This is a genomic window from Rhodospirillales bacterium RIFCSPLOWO2_02_FULL_58_16, assembly GCA_001830425.1.
Classification (GTDB): domain Bacteria; phylum Pseudomonadota; class Alphaproteobacteria; order Rhodospirillales; family 2-02-FULL-58-16; genus 2-02-FULL-58-16.
Map to the genome: position 1 here is coordinate 28,926 of MIAA01000052.1, position 21,139 is coordinate 50,064.

A 21,139-nucleotide genomic window follows, 5' to 3' on the forward strand; every position below is an offset into this window, starting at 1 on the left:
CATGCCGGTGCGCGCCTCTATCGTCAAGATGCGCGAAACGCCCTATCCGGCCCTCGGAGACAAGGGAGCTATCAACATCCTGGTGATCGGCGGAAGCCAGGGCGCCCATGTCTTCAGCGAAGTCATGCCCAAAGCGGTCGAGCTGCTGCCCGAGGCTATCCGCTCGCGCCTCGTCATCGCCCAGCAATGCCGCCCCGAAGACCTGGAAGCAACCCGCAGCGCCTATAAGCAACTGGGCATGGCGCCGGAACTGAAGCCATTCTTCGATGACGCGCCGGAGCGGTTGGCGGCGGCGCACCTGATCATCGGCCGCGCCGGCGCCTCCACCGTCTCCGAGATCACGGTGGTCGGACGTCCTTCCATCCTGGTTCCCTATCCCCACGCCATCGACGATCACCAGTCGGTCAACGCCCATTCCGTGGATGAGGCCGGCGCCGGTTGGCTTATGCCGGAGAATTCGTTTAACGCCAAAACCCTGGCGGCGCGTCTTGAGTCGCTGTTCGGCCTGCCGGCGATCCTCGCCAATACGGCGGCCTGCGCCCTTAAGGCGGGACGGCCCGACGCCGCAAAGCGGCTGGCCGACATGGTCTTTGAACTGATGTCTTCCGGCGGCGGGCCGGAAAGCAAAAGAGAGGCGGCATGAGAGCATTCCCCCTTTCCATCGGCACCATCCATTTCATCGGCATCGGCGGCATCGGCATGAGCGGCATCGCCGAAGTGCTGCACAATCTCGGCTATAAGGCGCAGGGCAGCGATGTCAGCGACAACGCCAACGTCAAGCGCCTGCGCGCCATGGGCGTCAAGGTGTCCATCGGCCACCGGGAGGAAAATCTGGGCGACGCCCAGGTAGTGGTGATCTCATCGGCGGTCAAACCCGATAACGCGGAAGTCGCCGCCGCCCACAAGCGGCTGTTGCCGGTGGTGCGCCGCGCCGAGATGCTGGGCGAATTGATGCGCCTGAAATGGTCAATCGCTATCGGCGGCACCCATGGCAAGACCACCACCACCTCGATGATTGCGGCTCTGCTGGATGCCGCCGGCCTTGATCCCACGGTTATCAACGGCGGCATCATTAACGCCTGGGGGACCAACGCCCGTCTCGGCAAGGGGGAATGGATGGTGGCCGAAGCGGATGAGTCGGACGGAACCTTCCTCAAGCTTCCGGCGACCATCGCCGTAGTCACCAACATCGACCCCGAACACCTGGATCATTACGGCACGTTCGATGCGTTGCGCGCCGCCTTTGATTCATTCGTCGAGAACATTCCGTTTTACGGCTTCGCCGTGCTGTGCATCGACCATCCCGAAGTGCAGGCGATGATCCCCAGGGTTCCGGGCCGCAGGGTCGTCACCTACGGGTTCAGTCCCCAGGCTGAAATCAGAGGCATAAATCTGAAGACAGATAACGGCGGCGTTACTTTCGACGCCGTCATCACCTGCCGCGAGGAAAGTAAAAGCAGCATCATCAAAGACCTGCGCCTGCCGATGGTCGGAGACCACAATGTTCTCAATTCGCTGGCCGCCGTCGCCATTTCCGTCGAGATGGGAATCGATGCAAAAGTGCTGCGCAAGGCGCTGGCCGAGTTCAAGGGCGTCAAGCGCCGCTTCACCAAGGCGGGAGAAGTAGACGGCATTACCGTGATCGACGATTACGGACACCATCCTATGGAAATCGCCGCCGTGCTCAAAGCGGCGCGCAGCGCCGCCGATAATCAGGTGATCGCCGTCGTCCAGCCGCACCGCTACAGCCGGTTGAGCAACCTGTTCGAGGAATTCTGCACCTGCTTCAACAACGCCGACATAGTGGTGGTGGCCGACGTCTACGCGGCCGGCGAGGAACCCAGGGAGGGAGTTAACCGTGAAGCCCTGGTCGCCGGTCTGCGCGCCCACGGCCACCGGCAGGTGGTCTCCCTGCCGGCGCCGGGAGAGTTGGCGGGAATCATCAATGATCTGGCCGGGGCAGGCGACTTCGTGGTGTGCCTGGGCGCCGGCAATATCACCGCCTGGGCCTATGAATTGCCCGACGCGCTGAGGCGTTTGCGCGGCGCCGGCAAGGAGGCCCGCAAATGATGGCGGCGCATAAACATTCCCCCTCCCTGATTAAGCGGTTGCCGGTTGTGCGCGGCCGCTATAGCGCGGACGCGGCGCTGTCGAGGATCACCTGGTTCAAGGTCGGCGGTCCCGCCGAGGTCATGTTCCGGCCGGCCGACATTGATGACCTGTCTGCTTTTCTGGCGGCCAAACCGTCCGATGTCGCCGTTACCGTTATCGGCGTCGCCTCGAATCTTCTGGTGCGGGACGGCGGAGTTCGCGGCGTAGTGGTGCGCCTGGGCCGGGGCTTCTCCGACATCAAAATCAAGGGAACGGAAATTCACGCCGGCGCGGCGGCCCTGGACGTCAATGTCGCCGCCGCCGCCCGCGACGCCGGCATCGGCGGACTGGAATTTCTCAGCGGCATTCCCGGAACCATAGGCGGGGCGCTGCGAATGAACGCCGGCGCCTTCGGCTCCGAGATCAAGGATTGCATCGTCTCCGCCAAGGCGCTCGACGGGAGCGGCGCCGCTCATGACCTCGCCCCGGAAGACATGAATTTCACCTACCGCCATTGCGGCGTCGCCGAGGATTGGACATTCATCTCCGCCGTACTGCGCGGACAACCCGAAGACAGAGGCGTCATTGCGCGGCGCATCGACAAAATCGCCGCCGAGCGCCGGGCCGACCAGCCGATGCGCACGCCTACCGGCGGCAGCACCTTCGCCAATCCGCCCGGCATGAAAGCCTGGGAGCTTATCGACCGCGCCGGATGCAGAGGATTGAGTCGCGGCGGCGCCGTGGTTTCCGAAAAGCACTGCAACTTTCTCATCAATGCCGGCAACGCGACGGCCGCCGACCTGGAAGGTCTGGGCGAGGAAATCCGCCGTCGGGTGTTTGCGGTCGCCGGGATCAAACTGCAATGGGAAATCCGCCGCATCGGCGTTCCCGATCTGAGTCAAATCGGAGAGGCCGAATCATGAGCAAACATATTGCGATTCTTATGGGAGGCTGGTCGGCCGAACGGGAGATCTCGTTGCTTAGCGGCGCCGCCGTCTCCAACGCCTTGCGAAAGGCCGGTTACCGCACCACGCCCATCGACATCCAGCGCGACATGGGGGCCTTGATGACTCATCTGTACCCTCGCCCCGACGCCGTGTTTAACGCGCTGCACGGACGCTTCGGCGAGGACGGCTGCGTACAGGGCCTACTCAACATCCTGGATATCCCCTATACCCATTCGGGCGTGCTGGCCTCGGCCCTGGCCATGGACAAGCCGATGGCCAAGCGCCTGTTCGCCGACGCCGGAATCCCCGTCGCCGAACACAAGGTAGTGCGCCGCGACGAGGCCGCCGCCGGCGATGTCATGGATCGGCCTTATGTCATAAAGCCGTTGAATGAAGGCTCCAGCGTCGGCGTTCGCATTGTCCGCGACGAGGACGGCGCCGCCCCCTTTACCAAATCCGATTGTCCGTTCGGCAATTACGTCATGGTCGAGCGATTCGTGCCGGGAAGGGAACTCACCGTGGCGGTAATGGGCGACAGGGCGTTGGGCGTCACCGAGATTACCACCAGACACAGCTTCTACGACTACGCCGCGAAGTACGCCAAAGGCGGCTCCGTCCATGTATTGCCGGCGGACCTTAAGGCCGAAGTCTACGACGAGGCTATGCGCCTTGCCCTGAAAGCCCATCAGGCGCTCGGCTGCCGGGGAGTTTCCAGAGCCGATTTTCGCTACGACGGTAATACCTTGTTCATTCTTGAGGTCAATACTCAGCCGGGAATGACCGATACATCGCTGACGCCCGAGCAGGCGGCCCATGCGGGCATCTCATTTGAAGAGCTTGTTTCCTGGATGGTGGAGAACGCGGAGTGCGACCGGTGAAAGAAACAAACGCCAAAGGACAACCGCGACGCCGCGTCGTTCCCCTGTGGCGCTCGCGTCCGGCGCTTGCCCTGTGGGCGTTGCTGTCGGTCGCGTCATTCCTCGGCGGCGGAATATGGTTGTTAAGCAACGGCGTCGCAGCGAGAGTTTCCGAGCGCGCCCACGGAAAAATCATCGCCGTTTCCAGGGAGCTGGGTTTCACTGTCCGTGAAATCCTGGTTATGGGGCGAAGCCAAACGACCCGCCTTGATCTGCTGGACGCAATACATATAGACCGTGGCGACCCCATCCTGACCTTCGATCTTAACGCCGCCAGACAGCGGGTAGAATCCTTGCCGTGGGTGCATTCGGCGACCATTGAGCGGATGCTTCCCGACATCGTTTTCGTCACCGTGGCTGAACGTAAACCGTTTGCTCTTTGGCAAAACAAAGGTCAATTCGCCCTTATCGACAGCGAAGGAAAAGTGATCATCAATGAAGGGGTGGACCGTTTTTCCGACCTTTTCCAGGTAGTCGGCGATGACGCCCCCGCCCATGCCGCAAAATTGCTTGAAATGCTGGCGACCCAGCCGGAATTGCTGACCGAAGCCAAGGCGGCGGTGCGGGTCGGCGGTCGCCGCTGGAACATTTTGATGAATAACGGAATCAACGTTCATCTGCCGGAAGACAACGCCGAGAACGCCTGGGCGAGGCTCGCCGAATACGAACGCGCCAATCAGGTTCTGGACCGCGACATCAAGGTTCTCGACCTGCGCATTCCCGACCGCCTGATCGTTCGCAAAACCCCCAGATTAGAAACCCCGGAAATAGTGGGCGGCAGGGAAACCTGAAAGAAAACAAGAAAGCCAAGGGAATGAAAAAGGGAAAGAAGAAAATCAAGGCCCGTAACGGGCTGATCGCAGCGCTGGATGTAGGCACCACGAAGGTATGCTGCTTCATTGCCCGTTGTGAACCCGGAAACGACCCCTTGACGGGGGCCAAAGACGGATCGGGAAATAAATTGCGGGTGGTCGGCGTCGGCCATCACGCCTCCAAAGGGCTTCGCTGCGGCGCCGTCGTTGACATGGACGCCGTGGAAAGCTCCATTCGCTCCTCCGTCGAGGCCGCCGAAAAAATGGCCGGAGAAAACATCAACCGGGTGATTATCAACCTGTCTTGCGGCGCGCCCAAGTCAAGATTGATTGCTTATGAAGTCACCATCGACGGCCATGAAATCGGTAATTCCGATCTGCGCCGCATCCTCGACACCTCGGGGCTGGTGAAGAAATTGCCCGCCGATCATGAATTGGTCCACACCATTCCGGTAGGCTACAGCATTGACGGCACTCGCGGCGTTCGCGATCCGCGCGGCATGTTCGGCGAGCGGCTGGGCGTCAACATGCATGTGGTCACCGCCGCCTCCGGCGCCGTGCGCAACCTGACCAACAGCGTTGCGCGCTGCCATCTGGACATCGAAGCCAAGGTGGTCTCCCCGTACGCCTCGGCCCTTTCCTGTCTGGTTGACGATGAAAAACAATTAGGCGCGGCGCTCATCGACATGGGCGGCGGCGCCACCGGCATTTCGGTGTTTTTCGACGGCGAACTTGTCCACACCGACATCATTGAGATAGGCGGCATTCACGTTACCAGCGACATTGCCAAAGGGATATCAACGCCGGTAACTCATGCCGAACGGATGAAGACCCTTTACGGAAACGTAATTCCCTCAGCGTCCGACGACCGCGAAGTAATCAGGGCGCCGCTGATCGGCGATGAGAAAGGCGCCGACTCCTGTCAGGTGCCGCGCTCGATGCTGGTCGGGATCATTCGTCCTCGCCTTGAGGAAACCCTTGAAATGGCGCGCAGCCGACTGGATGACGCCGGGTTCGGCAAAGTTGCCGGCCGCATGGTGCTGGTCGGCGGCGCCAGCCAACTGCCGGGCATCCATGAACTCGCCGGCAGAATCTTTAACAAGCAGGTGCGCATGGGACGCCCCTTCCCCATTGACGGACTGGCGGAATCCATGTGCGGCCCGGCGTTCGCCACCTGCGCCGGGCTGTTGAAATTCGCCGCCGGCGGATCGGTGGAAAATTCGAGCAGAGCCTATCGGCCGGTTGAAGAGCCGAGCGGCCGCCTCGACAGACTCGGCCAATGGCTACGAGAGAATTTTTAAGATGAGCAGCTTTTTCAGCAATCAAGCGGTCTATGTTTTACCAGGAGAACGACATGAGCATTAAACTGAGCATCCCCGGCGGCAACGATACCAACAATCTGAAACCCCGCATAACCGTTATCGGCGTCGGCGGCGCCGGCGGCAATGCCGTCAACAACATGATTTCCTCGGTATTGGAGGGCGTCGATTTCGTCGTCGCCAACACCGACGCTCAAGCCTTGGCCCAGTCACGCGCCGAGCGCCGCATTCAAATGGGAAGCGGCACTACCCAAGGTCTGGGCGCCGGGGCGCGGCCGGAAATCGGACGGGCGGCGGCGGAAGAAAGCATCGATGAAATTCTCGAACAGATCAAAGGCTCGAATATGGTGTTCATCGCCGCCGGAATGGGCGGCGGAACCGGCACCGGCGCCGCGCCGGTGATCGCCAAAACGGCCCGCGAACACGGGATTTTGACCATCGGCGTGATCACCAAGCCTTTCCATTTCGAGGGCGCAAAACGCATGACCATCGCCGAAGGAGGCGTCAGGGAAATGGGGCAGTTCGTCGATACCCTGATCGTCATCCCCAACCAGAACCTGTTTCGCGTCGCCAACGAAAAGACAACCTTTGCCGACGCCTTCAAGATGGCCGACGGCGTACTCTACTCCGGCGTACGGGGAGTCACCGATTTGATGGTGATGCCGGGCCTGATCAACCTCGACTTCGCCGATATCCGCTCGGTCATGGGCGACATGGGCAAGGCGATGATGGGAACCGGCGAGGCCGACGGCGAAAGACGCGCCCTTGACGCCGCCGAAGCGGCAATCTCGAACCCGCTGCTGGACGACACCACGATGAAGGGGGCAAAAGGCGTGCTTATCAACATCACCGGAGGCTCCGATATGACGCTGTTTGAGGTGGATGAAGCCGCCAACAGGGTTCGCGAGGAAGTGGACGTCAACGCCTGCATTACCTTCGGCTCCACCTTCGATGAAAGCCTGGCCGGCAGAATGCGCGTCTCGGTAGTGGCCACCGGCATGGACATGGAGGCGATGGCCAGGCCCACGCCCGTCATGATCAATCTGGCCCATGCGGTCGGCAAGCCCACGGCCTCCGCCCGCCATGAGGAAGAACAGAAAGAAATCGGCAGGGCCTTTGCGCCGGCCGTCGCCGAAAGCACGGTCGAGGAACCGGCGGCGATGGTGAATGAAGGCGAATTGCCGTCGCCGATGATCGAAGTTGAGGCGGTGAAATCGGCGGACGACGCCGAAGCGCATATCCCTGCAACGCCGTCTGTCGGCTCCGCCGACCCCTTTATTCCTTCGGCGCCGGTAGAGCCGATTACCGGGATAAATCCCGAATCAATCGATCCCTTCGCCGCCGCCGCAATGGCTAACGGCGGTCCCAAGGCCGGACTTAAGGCCGAAATAAAAGCGGTCAAGTCAATGGGATTGAGCCTTTTTGAACGGGTTACCGGCACCGGCCGCGCCGCCAAACCCTCTCATAATGTAGTTGCGACGCTGAAGCCTCCCGTGAAGGTCAATGCGCCGGAAAGCGCCGCCGACAATGAAGGCGAACAGAAGCTTCTCGGAGGACTCGATTCCAATGACCGAATCTCGACCTGTCAGGTCGAAGTTGATCTGCTTGATATTCCGGCGTTTTTACGCCGACAGGCTAACTGACGACAAGGGATCGCCATGCGTAACATTCGGTAACAAAGAGTGATTTGTCCACAGGCCGGCTTATTGGTACACAGATTCGGGCGGCATCCTCTTTTGCAAGAGGACGCAGGGTTACCAGGGGCAAGTCCGGCGCAATCGCATCAGGCCCGGCAAATGGGGGGCGGCGTGTCATTATGGGGTTCATAAAGAGCGGCGACAGGTCGGTGCGGCAGTTCGGCTCACCGAAGATGGTCAAGCAGAAAACGCTTAAGACATCCATCAATTGCGCCGGCGTCGGTCTGCATTCCGGCGACAAGGTCGTCATGACCCTGATCCCCGCCGAGGAAAACAGCGGCATTCGCTTCAAACGCATGGACATTGCCGCAGCCGGCGCCTCGATTCAGGCCTCCTGGGACAATGTAGTCGATACAAGGATGAACACCACCATCGGCAATGCCGACGGGGTCACGATCGGCACCGTTGAACACTTGATGGCGGCTCTCGCCGGGTGCGGCGTTGATAACGTCCTGATCGAGATCAACGGGCAGGAAGTTCCCATTATGGACGGCAGCGCCGCGCCTTTCGTATTTCTGATTGAATGCGCCGGCATTGTTGAACAGTCGGCCCCGCGCCGCTTTATCAAACTGCACAAGCCGGTCCTGGTCAGTGACGGGGACTGCGTAGCCTCGCTGGTTCCCGGCAACGGCTTCTCTTTCGGCTTCGAGATTGATTTTGAAAGCCGGGCGGTGTCCCGCCAGTCCTTCTCGCTCGGCATGATCAACGGATCGTTCAAGAAAGAGCTGGCCCGCGCCCGCACCTTCGGCTTCCTGCACGAGGTCGAGCCTTTGCGGGCCGCCGGATTGGCCAAGGGCGGATCGCTTGACAATGTCGTTGTCATCAGCGGCGACAAAGTGCTCAATGAGGGCGGGCTGCGTTTTGATGATGAATTCGTCCGCCACAAAGTTCTGGATGCGGTCGGCGACCTGTATCTGGCCGGCGCTCCCGTCATCGGCGGCTTCAACGGCATCTGCTCCGGACATGCCGCCACCAGCCGTCTGCTTCATGCCATGTTCGCCGACAAGGAAGCCTGGAGTTTCGTTACGATGAGCGTCAACGAGGCCGAATCGCTCACCGGCGAAGGCGAATGGTTTGAAAGCAAGACATCGGCAATCGCCGCCACCGCCTGAATTTTCCCCTGTTAATTTCTATGAAGTTGCATTGTCCCGGCATCGGCGTGATATAATCGCCCCGCCATGGTCAAGAACCCCTTATTGCCGTTCGTCGCCGCCCTGTTCCTGTCGCTGGGCGCCTGCGTAGATTACACCGCGCCCGAATATGTCGAGCGCCCGGTGGGCGAAATTTATAACGACGGCATGGACACGCTCAACACCGGGCGTTTCCGCGAAGCCTCGGCCATATTCGATGAGGTCGAACGCCAGCACCCGTACTCGACCTGGGCGACCAAGGCTCAGTTAATGGCCGCCTACAGCCTGTATCAGAACAATGACTACGATGACGCCGTCGTGGCGCTCGACCGCTTCATCCAGCTTCATCCGTCCAGCCAGGATATTGCTTACGCCCACTACCTGAAGGCGCTCTGCTACTATGAGCAAATATCCGACGTCAGCCGTGATCAGAAAATGACGTTGCTGGCCCTTGAATCCCTGCGGGAGGTTTCCGCCCGTTTCCCCGAAAGCAAGTATGCGCGGGACGCCAGAATCAAAATCGACCTGACCAATGACCACTTGGCCGGCAAGGAAATGGAGATCGGCCGCTATTATCTGAACCAGGGGCATTATCTGGCGGCCATAAACCGGTTCAAGGCGGTCGTCGCCGGCTTCCAGACCACGACCCATGTGCCGGAGGCCCTGCACCGCCTGACGGAATCCTATTTCGCCCTCGGCATTGATGATGAAGCGCGCAGGACGGCGTCGGTTCTCGGCCATAACTTCCCGGGGTCGGATTGGTATATCGACTCCTATGAAACGGTCGAAAACAAGCCCTTCCGTCCGGTAAAGGAAAAATCCTGGTACGAATTCGGCAGCGACGAAAAGAAGATCGTCCATATCAAGACGCCGCCGCCGCAAAAGGACGAAGACGCCTGGTACAAGATATGGAAATCCAAGGAAGAGGACGCGCAAAATAAACCTAAATCGACTCCGAAGGGAGAAGCCAAAGAAGCGGTCATGAAGCCGGCGCCGACGGACAGATGGTACAAGTTCTGGAAGCCCCCCATCAACGCCGTCGCCAAGGAGACTCCTCCCCAGACCAAGGAACCCCCGGCGAAAGACAACAAAGCCGCTCCGGCGAAAGAAAACTCCCCCTGGTACAGGTTCTGGTAGCGGTCGGCGGAATGCTGCGTTCCCTGTCGATTCGCGATGTTGTTCTTATTGATCGCCTGGAGTTGGAGTTTCACGGCGGGTTGGGCGTCCTCACCGGCGAAACCGGCGCCGGAAAGTCGATCTTGCTGGATGCGCTGGGCCTGGCGCTCGGCGTGCGCGCCGAGGCCCGACTGGTCCGTCATGGCGCGGCGCAGGCCTCGGTGACGGCGGAATTCGACGCCGGCCCGGACCATCCCGTCCGCGAGATTCTCTTGCAACACGGCATTGAAGACGACGGCAATGCGCTGCTTTTACGGCGGGTGCTTTCCGCCGACGGTCGATCCCGCGCCTTTGTCAACGACCAGCCGGTAAGCGTCTCGCTGCTGCGCTCGCTCGGCGACGCGCTGGTTGAGGTGCATGGGCAGTTCGAGAGCCAACGGCTGCTCGATTCATCCTCTCATCGCGGGCTTCTGGACGCCTATGGAGAAACAAAATCCCCGCTGGGCGGCGCCGCCGCCGCCTGGGAGGAATGGCAACGCGCCGCCGCCGCCAAAAAGAAGGCGGAGGCCGATCTTGAGGCGGCGCAACGCGACGAGGACTACCTGCGCCACGCCGTCGGCGAGTTGTCCCTGTTCGATCCGCAAGCGGGCGAGGAAGAAGAACTTGCCTCCCGGCGCACGGTGCTGATGCATGGCGAAAAGCTGATGGAGGCGATGAATCAGGCCAATGAAGAGATGATCTCCGGTCGCGGCGTCGAGGAATCCCTGCGCGGCGCCCTCCGTCATCTGGAACGGGTTGTCGACAAAGCCGAGGGCCGCCTGGACGACGCCATCGCCGCCCTCGAACGCGCCGCTGCGGAAGCCGCCGAAGGCGCCGCTCTGCTGAACAAGGCGGGCGCCGATCTGGATTCGGACCAGAACAGCCTTGAATCCGTCGAGGAACGGCTGTTCGCCTTAAGGGCGCTGGCCCGCAAGCATGGAACAGACTGTGAGGCCCTGCCCTTCCTTCGTCGGGAACTGGAAACGCGGGTGGCGGCGTTGGAAGACGGCGGCGCCGAACTGGAAGACCTGAAGCGCCGGGAGAAAGCGTCCCGCGCCGCATACGTCGAGGCCGGCGCCGCCTTGACCGGGGCGCGTCAACGGGCGGCGACGGAACTGGACAAAGCGTTAAACGGCGAACTGGAGCCGCTGAAGCTGGGCAACGCCGTCTTCGCAACGGCGCTCGAACCCTTGGCCGAAAGCGCCTGGAACGCCTTCGGCATGGATCATGTCGCCTTCATGGCGGCGACCAACCCCGGAACGCCGCCGGGGCCGCTGAAAACCATCGCTTCGGGCGGCGAACTGGCCCGCTTCATGCTGGCCCTGAAGGTGGTCCTCGCCCAAGCCGACCCGGTGCCGACCATCATCTTTGACGAGGTGGACAGCGGCGTCGGCGGCGCCGTGGCCGCCGCCGTCGGCGAACGTCTGGCCATGCTGGCGTCAGACTTTCAGGTGCTGGTGGTCACTCATTCGCCCCAGGTGGCGGCGCGTGGCCGACATCACTTCAAAGTGTCAAAGAGCAGTAACGATACGGAAACGTTCACCGGCGTCACCCTCCTTTCCGAAGACGCCCGCAAGGAGGAAATCGCCCGCATGCTGGCCGGCGCCGGCATCACCGACGAAGCCCGCGCCGCCGCCGGCAGCCTGCTCGGAAGCGCACGGCCGTGAGCCGGGAATTAACGCCCCTGGAGGCGGCGTTCGAACTTGAAGACCTCGCCAAAAAAATCGCCGAACATGACCGCGCTTATTATCAGAACGATTCGCCGACAATAAGTGACGCCGAATACGACGCCCTGAGACGCCGCAACGAAACCGTCGAAAAATTATTCCCCGATCTGATCAGGCCCAACAGCCCGTCCCGGCGCGTCGGAGCGGCCCCTGCCGTCGGGTTCGGCAAGGTTCGCCACGCCGTCCCCATGCTCTCTCTCGGCAATGCCTTCAGCGACGAAGATGTTGCCGAGTTCATGGTCCGCGTTCGCCGCTTCCTGAAGCTGGGCGAGGACGATCCGCTGGAAGTAACGGCTGAACCAAAAATCGACGGACTGTCGGTATCGCTGCGCTATGAAAACGGACGCTTCATCAGAGGAGCGACAAGAGGCGACGGCTCAGTCGGCGAGGATATTACCGAGAACCTCAAAACTATCGGCGACATCCCCCAAACCCTGAAGGGCGAAGCCCCCGCCGTGCTGGAAGTGCGCGGCGAGGCCTACATGGGCAAGGATGATTTCAAAAAACTGAATGAGTCTCAGGAAAGAACCTTTGCCAATCCGCGCAACGCCGCCGCCGGCTCGCTTCGGCAACTGGACCCGACGGTAACCGCCAAGCGGCCTTTGCGGTTTATCGCTTACGCCCACGGGGAACTGAGCGAGCCGCCGGCTGAGACCCAGTATGATTTTATACAACGGCTGATCGCCTGGGGCTTTCCGGCCAATCCGGCCAAGGTGTGCTCCGACCTGAATGATTGCCTCAATTATTACCGCGACACCGAGGAAATGCGATCCCGCCTTGCCTACGACATCGACGGCATTGTCTACAAGGTCAACCGCATCGACTGGCAGCAACGGCTGGGGCAGGCGAGCCGATCTCCACGCTGGGCCATCGCCCATAAGTTTCCCGCCGAGAAGGCGACGACGGTGCTGAACGCCATCACCGTCCAGGTCGGCCGCACCGGGATCATGACGCCGGTGGCCGAGCTGGCGCCGGTGACCGTCGGCGGCGTCGTGGTGTCAAGAGCGACACTCCATAACGAAGACTACATCCGCGACAAGGACATCAGGGTCGGCGACGCCGTCATCATTCATCGCGCCGGCGACGTCATCCCCAGGGTCGAGGCGGTGGTCAAGGACAAGGACCATGAACAGCGGGCGGTTTATCAATTCCCCGATAAATGTCCGCAATGCAACAGCCCGGCCCGGCGCAAGGAAGGCGAGGCGGCCTGGCGCTGCACCGGCGGCATGGCGTGTCCGGCCCAGGCCGTGGAACGGCTCAGGCACTTCGTCTCACGCGGCGCTTTCGATCTGGAGGGGCTGGGGGCCAAACATATCGAGGCCTTTTGGCAAGACGGCCTGATCAAGACCCCCGCCGACATCTTCCGGCTCAGGCAAAAAGAGGTCGAAATCAGGGGGCGCGAGGGCTGGGGCGACAAGTCGGCGGACAATCTGTTCGCCGCCATCGAGCAGCGCCGCGTCATTTCGCCGGAGCGCTTTATTTATGCCCTGGGCATTCCCCAGGTGGGACAAGCGACGGCCCGGCTGCTGGCCAAACACTACGGCTCGCTTGATAATTGGCAAGCCGCCATGGACAAAGCTAAAGACCGAGCTTCGGAAGCATTCGCCGACCTGATCAACATTGACGGCATCGGCGAGTCGATGGCCGGAGATATCCTGGCCTTTTTCGGCGAACCTCATAACCAAGAAGTGCTCAATGACTTGAAGCAACTGGTATCTGTCGATAATTTCGTAGCGCCGGACGATACGGGGTCGCCGATCACCGGCAAGACGGTGGTATTTACCGGCTCGCTGGAAACCATGTCACGAGGCGAGGCCAAGGCCCGCGCCGAATCGTTAGGCGCCAAGGTCGCCGGTTCGGTATCAAAAAAGACCGACTTCGTGGTGGTCGGCGCCGACTCCGGGTCAAAGGCCGAAAAAGCTGCGGAACTGGGCGTCACGATCCTTACCGAAAGTGAATGGCTGGAACTGATCGACCGGTCAAAGTAAAATACCCCCCCTTACGAAGGAGGTTATACCAGTGGCCATTGATATTGACTCGGCAGTTTCACGCCTCACCGTCATTGCGAGCGGAGCGAAGCAATCCAGATGGCGGCGAATGCTCCCTCTGGATTGCTTCGTCGGCTTCGCCTCCTCGCAATGACGATGAGACGCTCACAACGATCAATATTAATGGACCTTGGTATTATCGGCATAAAAAAGAAGGGCCGAACGGCCCTTCATAAGTTTCCCCTCCCCTACTGCCTGCATCTTTTTAATTTAGTTTTTCGGGCAGTTCCCTGATCGCATCGTCAATTATCGACGATGCTTTAGCCGATGATATTTTTTCACTCAACAACCGGCGGGTGGCGCTGATGGTCACGTCCACCGCCAAGGCGCGCACTTCTTCAAGGGCCTTGGCCTCGGCCTGGGCAATGCGATCTATGGCCAGTTTCTCGCGTCTTTTAAGCGATTTCTTTAATTCCTCGACGGCGTGATCGGCTATCCTTGAGGCTTCTTTTTGGGCGCGCTCAACGATTTCCCTGGCTTCATTGGCGGCGTCATGCTGCTTGCGCTCGAAGGAAGCCAGCATCTCCTGGGCCTCTCCGCGCAACTTGGCTGCTTCCTCAATCTGATCATTGATGAATTCAGAACGAAAATCCAAAGCCGCCGTGACCTTCAGATAGGCCTTTTTGCCGACGGCGCCTATCAACATAAAGAAGGCGATAAAAACCCAGAACTCGGCGGTTTGGTAGAAGGCTTCGCCGTGTCCGGCCGCCGCCGCCGCCTCGTTTGCCCACGCTACGCTCATGATCTGTCCTCCATGGCGGCGGTTACGGCATCGGCGACCGCCTTGCCGTCGGGATTTTCCCCGAACAGTTTAGCGGCCGCCGACAGGGCGACCTCAACGGCAATTCCACGGACATGCGTCAGGGCTTCTTTCTTGGCGTCGCCGATTTTTTCCTCGGCGGTCTTGACCTCGGCGAAAAGACGGACGCCGAGTTCGTCATGCCTGCGCGAAGACTCCAGCGTTGTCTTTTCACGGGACCGCCGCAACAGGTTCTGAGACTCGGCCCTGGCCGCAACCAGCGTCTTTTCATAAGCCTCGGAAGCCGCCTTGGCGTCCTTTTGCAACTCCGCCGCTTTCTTGAGGTTTTCGTCGATCTTGTGCCGGCGCTCCTCGATGACCACGCCGATGCGCGGCAACGCTATCCTCGACATAGCGATGTAGAGGATAGAGAACGAGATCACCAGCCAGATGATCTGCGGGGAAAATGTCGCCGGATCAAATTGCGGCACAAAACCCTCCTTGGACTAAAAACCCGGTATAACCCGTCTTCAGGCGTAACGCTAGAAAACGAACAATATCACCAGCGCCACGACCAGGGCGTACAGGGCGACGGCTTCGACAAGGGCAAAGCCGATCCACATGAACAACTGGACATTGGGCGCCGCCGCAGGATTGCGGGCGACCGAGGAAATCATCGAAGCGAAGATGTTTCCGATACCGGAGCCGACGCCTCCAAGCCCGATCACCGCCAAGCCTGCGCCTATCAATTTTGCTGCCGCTACTTCCATCTCGTAGTTCCTTTCGTTGCCGTATTTCGTAAATTGACTAACGTTATCCTTACCGCATCCACCCTAATGCATGTGCAGTGAATCGTTCAGGTAGATGCAGGTCAGGATGGTGAACACATACGCCTGAAGAAAGGCGATCAAAAACTCCAACCCGGTCAGCGCCGCCACAAAAACCAGAGGCACTACGCCGGCGGCGCCGATGGCCACCACGAACCCGGCGAACACTTTCAGCATGGTATGCCCGGCGGTCATGTTGGCGAAAAGCCGCAACGACAGGCTCACCGGCCTGGTAAAATATGACAGCAGCTCAATCGGCACCAGCAGCGGAGCGATATACCAAGGCACGCCGTGAGGAAGCAGCAACCCGAAGAATTTGAACCCATGCTTGACGAAACCGACAATCGTGACGCCGACAAAGACAAACGCCGCCATGGCGAAGGTAACGATGATATGGCTGGTGAAAGTGAAGCTGTAAGGCATCAGGCCGAGCATGTTGCCGAACAGGATAAAAATGAACAGGGAGAATATAAAGGGGAAGAACTTGCGTCCCTCGGCGCCGACATTGTCGCGCACCATGCCCGCAATAAACTCGTAAGTAAGCTCGGCCATTGATTGCCAGCGTCCCGGAACCAATGCGCGACCGCGCATGCCGAGGACCAAAAACATAGTGGCGGCGACCACGGCGAGAACCATGAAAAGAGACGAGTTGGTAAACGAGGCGTCGATTCCGCCGACCTTGATCTCAACCAAGGGGGCGATCTCGAATTGATGTAGGGGACTTGCCACCTGATTATTATCCTTCGTCTTCTTCTTCGTCGTCGTTGCCCTTTTCAGGGGGCGGTTTATAACCGACGGCAAGACCGATGCCGGTTACCGTACGATAGACATTCAAAAACCCGGCGGCGGCGCCGAGAAACAAGAATAATACCAAAAAAAGCGGCCCCGTCTCCAACCATTTGTCGAGAAACAACCCGACAACCACCCCCAGGAACACCGCCGACACCAGTTCGACCCCGATCCTGAGCGCCAGACCTACGCCGCTCCCCGGGCTGTTTCCCGTCCCCGTCCCGCCGAGAGCGCCCGCTGTTTTCGGCGGCTCTCTCCTGGCGATAGCGGCGCGCAACCTTGCATCCAGGTTTTGCAGCGACTCGGCCTCTTTCACCGATTCAGGGGGGGTGTATTCGCTCATCGGCACGAAGCGCTGAAAGCCCCCCTCAATGACCAAAACAGCCCCGCTCGCAGTTCGGAAGTTATAACCCCCTCCATACCCTGTCAAGCTTCACCGGCAACGCCTGTTCAGGCCGTCGCCCGCAGTTTCTCGGCCTGGTGAAGATCGACGGAGACCAGTTGGGAAACGCCGCGCTCGGCCATGGTGACGCCGAACAGACGATCCATGCGGGCCATGGTCATATGGTGGTGAGTGACCACCATAAAGCGGGTGCGTCCCGATGCCGCCATTTCGGTCAGCATGGAACAGAAGCGATCGACGTTGGCGTCGTCCAGCGGCGCGTCCACTTCATCCAGCACGCAGACAGGGGCGGGATTGGTCAAGAATACGCCGAACAGAAGGGACAGGGCGGTCAGCGCCTGCTCGCCGCCGGACAGCAGGGACAGCACCTGTAACCGTTTGCCCGGCGGGCTGGCCATGATTTCCAGGCCGGCCTCCAGCGGATCGTCGGATTCGGTCAGCGTCAAATGGGCGTGACCGCCGCCGAAAAGGCGGGAGAACAGTTCCTGAAAATGGCGATCCACTTCGGCGAAAGAAGCCAGCAGCCGCTGGCGGCCCTCCCGGTTAAGCTCGGCGATGCCCTGGCGTAATTTGGCGACGGCGCCGGTCAAATCGCCCCGTTCGGAGGTCAGGGTTTCAATCTGCTCGCTCAGTTCATTGGTTTCCTGTTCGGCCCTCAGGTTCACCGGACCCATGGTCTCGCGCTCCCGTTGCAGACGATCAAGGCGGATTTCCACCTCTTCCACCCCCGGCGGCTCGGCGCCCTCGGCAAGGCCGGCGATTTCCGCCAATTCTCCGGGGGAGCAATCCAGTTTTTCAGCGATGCGCTCGACCAACCCCTCCACGGCCTGTCCGCCCCGCTCCACCTCGCCCTCGGCGCGGACGCGCTGTTCGCGGGAGGCGGCCAGATCGACCTCAAAAGCGCGCAGACTTTGCAACGCCCCGCTGAGCAGATTTTCGGCCTCGGCCAGCCGGTCGGCGGCGCGTCTGCGGTTCTCTTCCGCCTCCTCGATCCCGGCAAACAGGGCATTGCGCTGTTCGACGATTTCGGCGGGGCGGGTGGAAATGCGCTCCAGTTCATCGTTTATGGTCCGGCGCCGCTCCGCCAACTGGCCCAGGCGCAGGGCGGCGCCCTCGCGCCTGAGACGCCACGATTCCAGCTCACGGTCGATATCGCCGAGGCGTTGGCGGCGCTGTCCGGCGACGCGGACAAGATTGTCATAAGCGCTCTGACGTTCCAGTTGCACGGCGCGGTTTTCGGCCAGTTCGACCCTGATCCCGGCTATCCGGTCGCGGGCGATGCCGGGATCGGGCAGGACGGCCAGGGCGGCGGCGGCTTCCCCGGAATGTGTTTCCGTCTCCTCAAGATCGGCTTTAACGCCGGCGGCGGTTTGTTCCAGCGTCGCCATCCGGGAGGCATGCTCGGTCATTTTCTCCTTGAGCCATGCCTGTCGGTCGCGGGCCAGGGTAAAGGCGGCATCGGCGGCGGCGGCGGCTTCGCGGGCTTCCTTTTCGCTCCGCGCCGCCCGGTCGCCGATGGCCCCGGCTTCGGCATAACCGGCCTCGGCCTTGGCGGCATCGGCGCGGGCGGCGTCAAGTTTTGAGCGCACATCCCGAAGCCGATTGCGCTGTTGCAGCCGCGCCGCCGAGGCGGTGGCGGCGCCCGCCGCGACGGTAAGGCCGTCCCAGCGCCACAAGCCGCCGTCACGGCTGACCAGCCGCTGGCCCTGAACAAGGGTTTTCGCCAGCCGCACGCCTTCCTCATGGCTGCCGACCACGCCGATCTGGGAAAGACGACGAGCGAGAGCCGACGGCGCCTTGACGAAATCGGCGAGAGGCTCGGCGCCGGCGGGCAAGGCCGGCGGCGAGGCAAAGGGCGCCATGGTCCGCCAATGCACGGACGCCGGCTCATCAACCGGAGCCGAAAGGTCCTCGCCGAGGGCGACGCCGAGGGCCGTCTCCAGTCCGGAATCGACGGTTACGGCGTCAATCAGCGGCGGCCACGCGGAATCACCGGCTTCCAGTACTTCGGCCAGGGCTTGCTCCTCGGCGGCGAGGCGGGTCATAACCGACTGGGCGGCATGCAGCGTGGAAACCGCCCTGGCGGCGCTGTCGGCGGCTTCAACGCGGACGGCTTCGGCCTTGACTACCCCGGCGCGGGCCTGCTCCAGCCCGGAATGCGCCTCCGCCAGATGAGCGACGGCATCGGACAAGGCGGCAATGTCATTACCCTCGGCCTCCAGGCGGATACGCTGCCCGGCGATGCCGGCGGCGCGGTCGGCCAGCCGTTGCGTGCGTTCCCGAAGCTCGCGGATCGAGGTTTCCAGGCCGGCGCGACGCGCCTCGTCGGTCGCCGCCTGACCGGTAATTTCGGCAAGCGCCGCCTCCAGGGAATTAACCGCCTCGTTGGCGACGGCCAGGGCGGCGGCGGATTCCTCGCCGGCGGTCAACTCGCCCTGTTGAGCGTCCTCGATGGCGGCGCGCTCGGCCTCCATATTTTTTACTGCGGCGTCGGCGTCGGCTGACAATACCGTCTCGCGGTCGCTGTCGGTAGCCGCCTGTTCCAGCCGCAACCGGCAGTCCCGGCGGGCTTCCCCGATACGTTGCTCCTCGGCGTCCAGAGCCTCGCGGGCCAGCGTCAGCCGTTGCAGCCGGGACGCCGCCTCGGCCTCCGCCCGGCGCAATTCCGGCGTTGCGGCGGAGCATTCCTCGTGCCTGACGGTGGCGGCGGCGACCTGCCTTGTCCGTTCCACCACCTCGGCTTCAGCCGCCTTGAACCGCTCGCGGCCGGCCTCAAGTTCGGCGGCGGCGGCGGTCCAGCGAAGATAATAGAGACTCGCTTCGGCTTTGCGGATGTGACCGCTGAGGTTGCGGTAACGCGACGCCTGACGGGATTGCTTCTTCAGGTTCTGCAACTGCGCCTCAAGGGTGGACAGGATGTCGTCAAGACGCTCCATGTTGGTCTCGGCCCCGCGCAGGCGCAGTTCGGCCTCGTGGCGGCGCGAGTGCAGCCCGGTGATGCCGGCGGCCTCCTCCAGTATTTTGCGCCGCTCGGCCGGCTTGGCGGCGATCACCGCGCCGATTCGGCCCTGGCTGACGATTGCCGTCGAGCGGGCGCCGGTGGCGGCGTCGGCAAACAGCAGTTGCACGTCGCGGGAGCGGACTTCCTTGCCGTTGACGCGATAGGTGGAACCGCTGCCGCGCTCTATGCGGCGGCTGATGTCCAGTTCATTGAAGTCGTTGAATTGAGCGGGGGCGGTGCGTTCGCTGTTGTCCAGGCTGAGGATGACTTCGGCGATGTTGCGTTGCGGACGATCCGTCGTGCCGCCGAAGATAACGTCGTCCATCTCGTCGCCGCGCATCTGCTTGGCCGATGTCTCGCCCATCGCCCAGCGCAGGGCCTCGATCAGGTTGGACTTGCCGCAACCGTTAGGTCCGACGATCCCGGTCAGTCCCTTTTCGATGACAAAATCGGCGGGTTCGACAAAAGATTTGAAACCGGAAATCCGCAGCTTTTTGAAGCGCATGTGATGCTATTTCTTGCCCGCAAGAGCCTTGTCGATAATCTTTTGGAACTTCTCGAAGGGCAATGCGCCGGGGACAACCTCGCCGTCAATGACGAAAGTCGGCGTCGATTCGACCTTGAACTCCTTCTGGCCGTTCAGCGCCCGCGCCTTGATTGAATCCAGCAGGGCGGCATTATCCAGGCATTCTCCGACATCGGCTTTGGACATGCCGCCGAAACGGGCTATCCGTTCAAGTTCTTCCTTCGGATTTTCGGCGCGGGTCCACTTTTCCTGGCTGCGGAACATCATCTCGATCAGTCCGAAGTACTTGGCCTTGCCGGCGCACCGTGAGATCATCGCCCCCGCCATCGCCAGACTCTCAAGGGGGAAGTCACGATAGATCAGCTTCACCTTGCCGGTATCGATGTAGGTCTCTTTGATCTTGGGCAGGGTCTCACGATGAAAAGCGGCGCAATGAGGGCAACTCAGGGAAGAATATTCGATCATGGCGACCGGAGCGTCAACGTTGCCCATCACCATCTCCACCGTCGCTTCTTCCAGCGCGACATTGCCGGCGCCGGCCGACTGCGCCGTGAACAAGATTACGGAAAACACTATACCTAGTATGTATCTGGTCAATATTGCCTCCTGAGACACAAGATTTTGGAGAAATATAGAATTGTCCGATTGACTCCACAAGCGCCCTGTGGGGGGCTTTTGAAAGCATCTGTGGATAAAAATCTGAAAAATCCTCCCCCTTGCTTCAAGGGGGAGTTAGAGGGGATATCGAATAGGATGTTATCGGCCTAAGTATTTTTACCACAGAGGACACAGAGGTTTCACAGAGAAGATTAAGCAAAGTTTTTTCTGTTTTTTATTTTACCTTTCTTCTCTGTGCCTTGCTCTGTGATCTCTGTGTGCTCTGTGTTTCATAAAACGGTGTTTCTTTCGGTCAACGCGCCGGGCGTTAGGGGGTATCGGCGGCAATCTCCCCTCCTTGGTAAGGAGGGGAAAGCGCGGGGGCCGCCACGGGTCAATGATTAAGGCCGATAG

At 61.0% G+C, this 21,139-nt stretch carries 17 protein-coding genes and 1 pseudogene; 11 read left to right on the top strand and 7 right to left on the bottom strand.

What is annotated here, in order from left to right; all coding sequences use genetic code 11:
• The first annotated feature begins 1 nt into the window (after position 1).
• The 11 genes and pseudogenes from A3H92_11845 to A3H92_11895 all read left to right on the top strand — a co-directional run bounded on the left by A3H92_11845 (position 2) and on the right by A3H92_11895 (position 13,783).
• Positions 2–643, top strand: a complete 642-nt coding sequence (locus A3H92_11845) for a hypothetical protein (protein OHC73259.1) — start codon at positions 2–4, stop codon at positions 641–643.
• A complete protein-coding gene (locus tag A3H92_11850; GenBank protein OHC73260.1) occupies positions 640–2,070 on the top strand; it encodes a UDP-N-acetylmuramate--L-alanine ligase in 1,431 nt (476 codons plus the stop codon). Before A3H92_11845 ends, A3H92_11850 begins: the two co-directional genes overlap by 4 nt.
• Complete coding sequence (locus tag A3H92_11855; protein OHC73261.1) at positions 2,067–3,014, top strand: UDP-N-acetylenolpyruvoylglucosamine reductase; 948 nt, start codon at positions 2,067–2,069, stop codon at positions 3,012–3,014. The genes A3H92_11850 and A3H92_11855 overlap by 4 nt, the downstream gene beginning before the upstream one ends.
• Entirely contained in the window at positions 3,011–3,916 is a 906-nt protein-coding gene (locus A3H92_11860; protein OHC73262.1) for a D-alanine--D-alanine ligase, read from the top strand. Before A3H92_11855 ends, A3H92_11860 begins: the two co-directional genes overlap by 4 nt.
• A 170-nt stretch (positions 3,917–4,086) precedes the next feature.
• A complete protein-coding gene (locus tag A3H92_11865; GenBank protein ID OHC73368.1) occupies positions 4,087–4,746 on the top strand; it encodes a hypothetical protein in 660 nt (219 codons plus the stop codon).
• A 23-nt stretch (positions 4,747–4,769) separates the two neighbouring features.
• On the top strand, positions 4,770–6,068 hold the full coding sequence (locus A3H92_11870; protein ID OHC73263.1) for a cell division protein FtsA: 1,299 nt from the start codon (positions 4,770–4,772) through the stop codon (positions 6,066–6,068).
• 53 nt (positions 6,069–6,121) lie between these two features.
• On the top strand, positions 6,122–7,729 hold the full coding sequence (locus tag A3H92_11875) for a cell division protein FtsZ (GenBank protein ID OHC73369.1): 1,608 nt from the start codon (positions 6,122–6,124) through the stop codon (positions 7,727–7,729).
• 227 nt (positions 7,730–7,956) lie between these two features.
• Positions 7,957–8,895 (top strand): UDP-3-O-[3-hydroxymyristoyl] N-acetylglucosamine deacetylase, encoded by a 939-nt coding sequence (locus tag A3H92_11880; GenBank protein ID OHC73370.1) that lies wholly within the window; start codon positions 7,957–7,959, stop codon positions 8,893–8,895.
• A 108-nt stretch (positions 8,896–9,003) separates the two neighbouring features.
• Positions 9,004–9,690: pseudogene (locus tag A3H92_11885) on the top strand (outer membrane protein assembly factor BamD).
• Positions 9,691–10,061: 371 nt separating this feature from the next.
• Positions 10,062–11,735 (top strand): DNA repair protein RecN, encoded by a 1,674-nt coding sequence (locus tag A3H92_11890; protein OHC73264.1) that lies wholly within the window; start codon positions 10,062–10,064, stop codon positions 11,733–11,735.
• Complete coding sequence (locus tag A3H92_11895) at positions 11,732–13,783, top strand: DNA ligase (NAD(+)) LigA (GenBank protein ID OHC73265.1); 2,052 nt, start codon at positions 11,732–11,734, stop codon at positions 13,781–13,783. Before A3H92_11890 ends, A3H92_11895 begins: the two co-directional genes overlap by 4 nt.
• Positions 13,784–14,048: 265 nt before the next feature.
• Here the strand turns inward: A3H92_11895 and A3H92_11900 are convergent, their stop codons facing one another.
• From A3H92_11900 to A3H92_11930, 7 genes are all read right to left on the bottom strand, one after another.
• Positions 14,049–14,588, bottom strand: coding sequence for a F0F1 ATP synthase subunit B (locus A3H92_11900; GenBank protein OHC73266.1), 540 nt, complete (start codon positions 14,586–14,588; stop codon positions 14,049–14,051).
• Entirely contained in the window at positions 14,582–15,073 is a 492-nt protein-coding gene (locus A3H92_11905) for a hypothetical protein (protein ID OHC73267.1), read from the bottom strand. Before A3H92_11905 ends, A3H92_11900 begins: the two co-directional genes overlap by 7 nt.
• Positions 15,074–15,124: 51 nt before the next feature.
• Positions 15,125–15,352: an ATP synthase F0 subunit C gene (locus A3H92_11910; protein ID OHC73268.1), complete on the bottom strand. Its 228-nt coding sequence runs from the start codon at positions 15,350–15,352 to the stop codon at positions 15,125–15,127.
• Between the two features lie 63 nt (positions 15,353–15,415).
• A complete protein-coding gene (locus A3H92_11915) occupies positions 15,416–16,138 on the bottom strand; it encodes a F0F1 ATP synthase subunit A (protein ID OHC73269.1) in 723 nt (240 codons plus the stop codon).
• Between the two features lie 7 nt (positions 16,139–16,145).
• Entirely contained in the window at positions 16,146–16,541 is a 396-nt protein-coding gene (locus A3H92_11920) for a hypothetical protein (GenBank protein OHC73371.1), read from the bottom strand.
• 107 nt (positions 16,542–16,648) lie between these two features.
• Positions 16,649–20,107, bottom strand: a complete 3,459-nt coding sequence (locus A3H92_11925) for a chromosome segregation protein SMC (protein OHC73270.1) — start codon at positions 20,105–20,107, stop codon at positions 16,649–16,651.
• A gap of 6 nt (positions 20,108–20,113) precedes the next feature.
• The gene (locus A3H92_11930) at positions 20,114–20,704 is read right to left on the bottom strand and encodes a hypothetical protein (GenBank protein OHC73372.1); all 591 of its coding nucleotides are present in this window, start codon (positions 20,702–20,704) and stop codon (positions 20,114–20,116) included.
• Positions 20,705–21,139 lie beyond the last annotated feature (435 nt).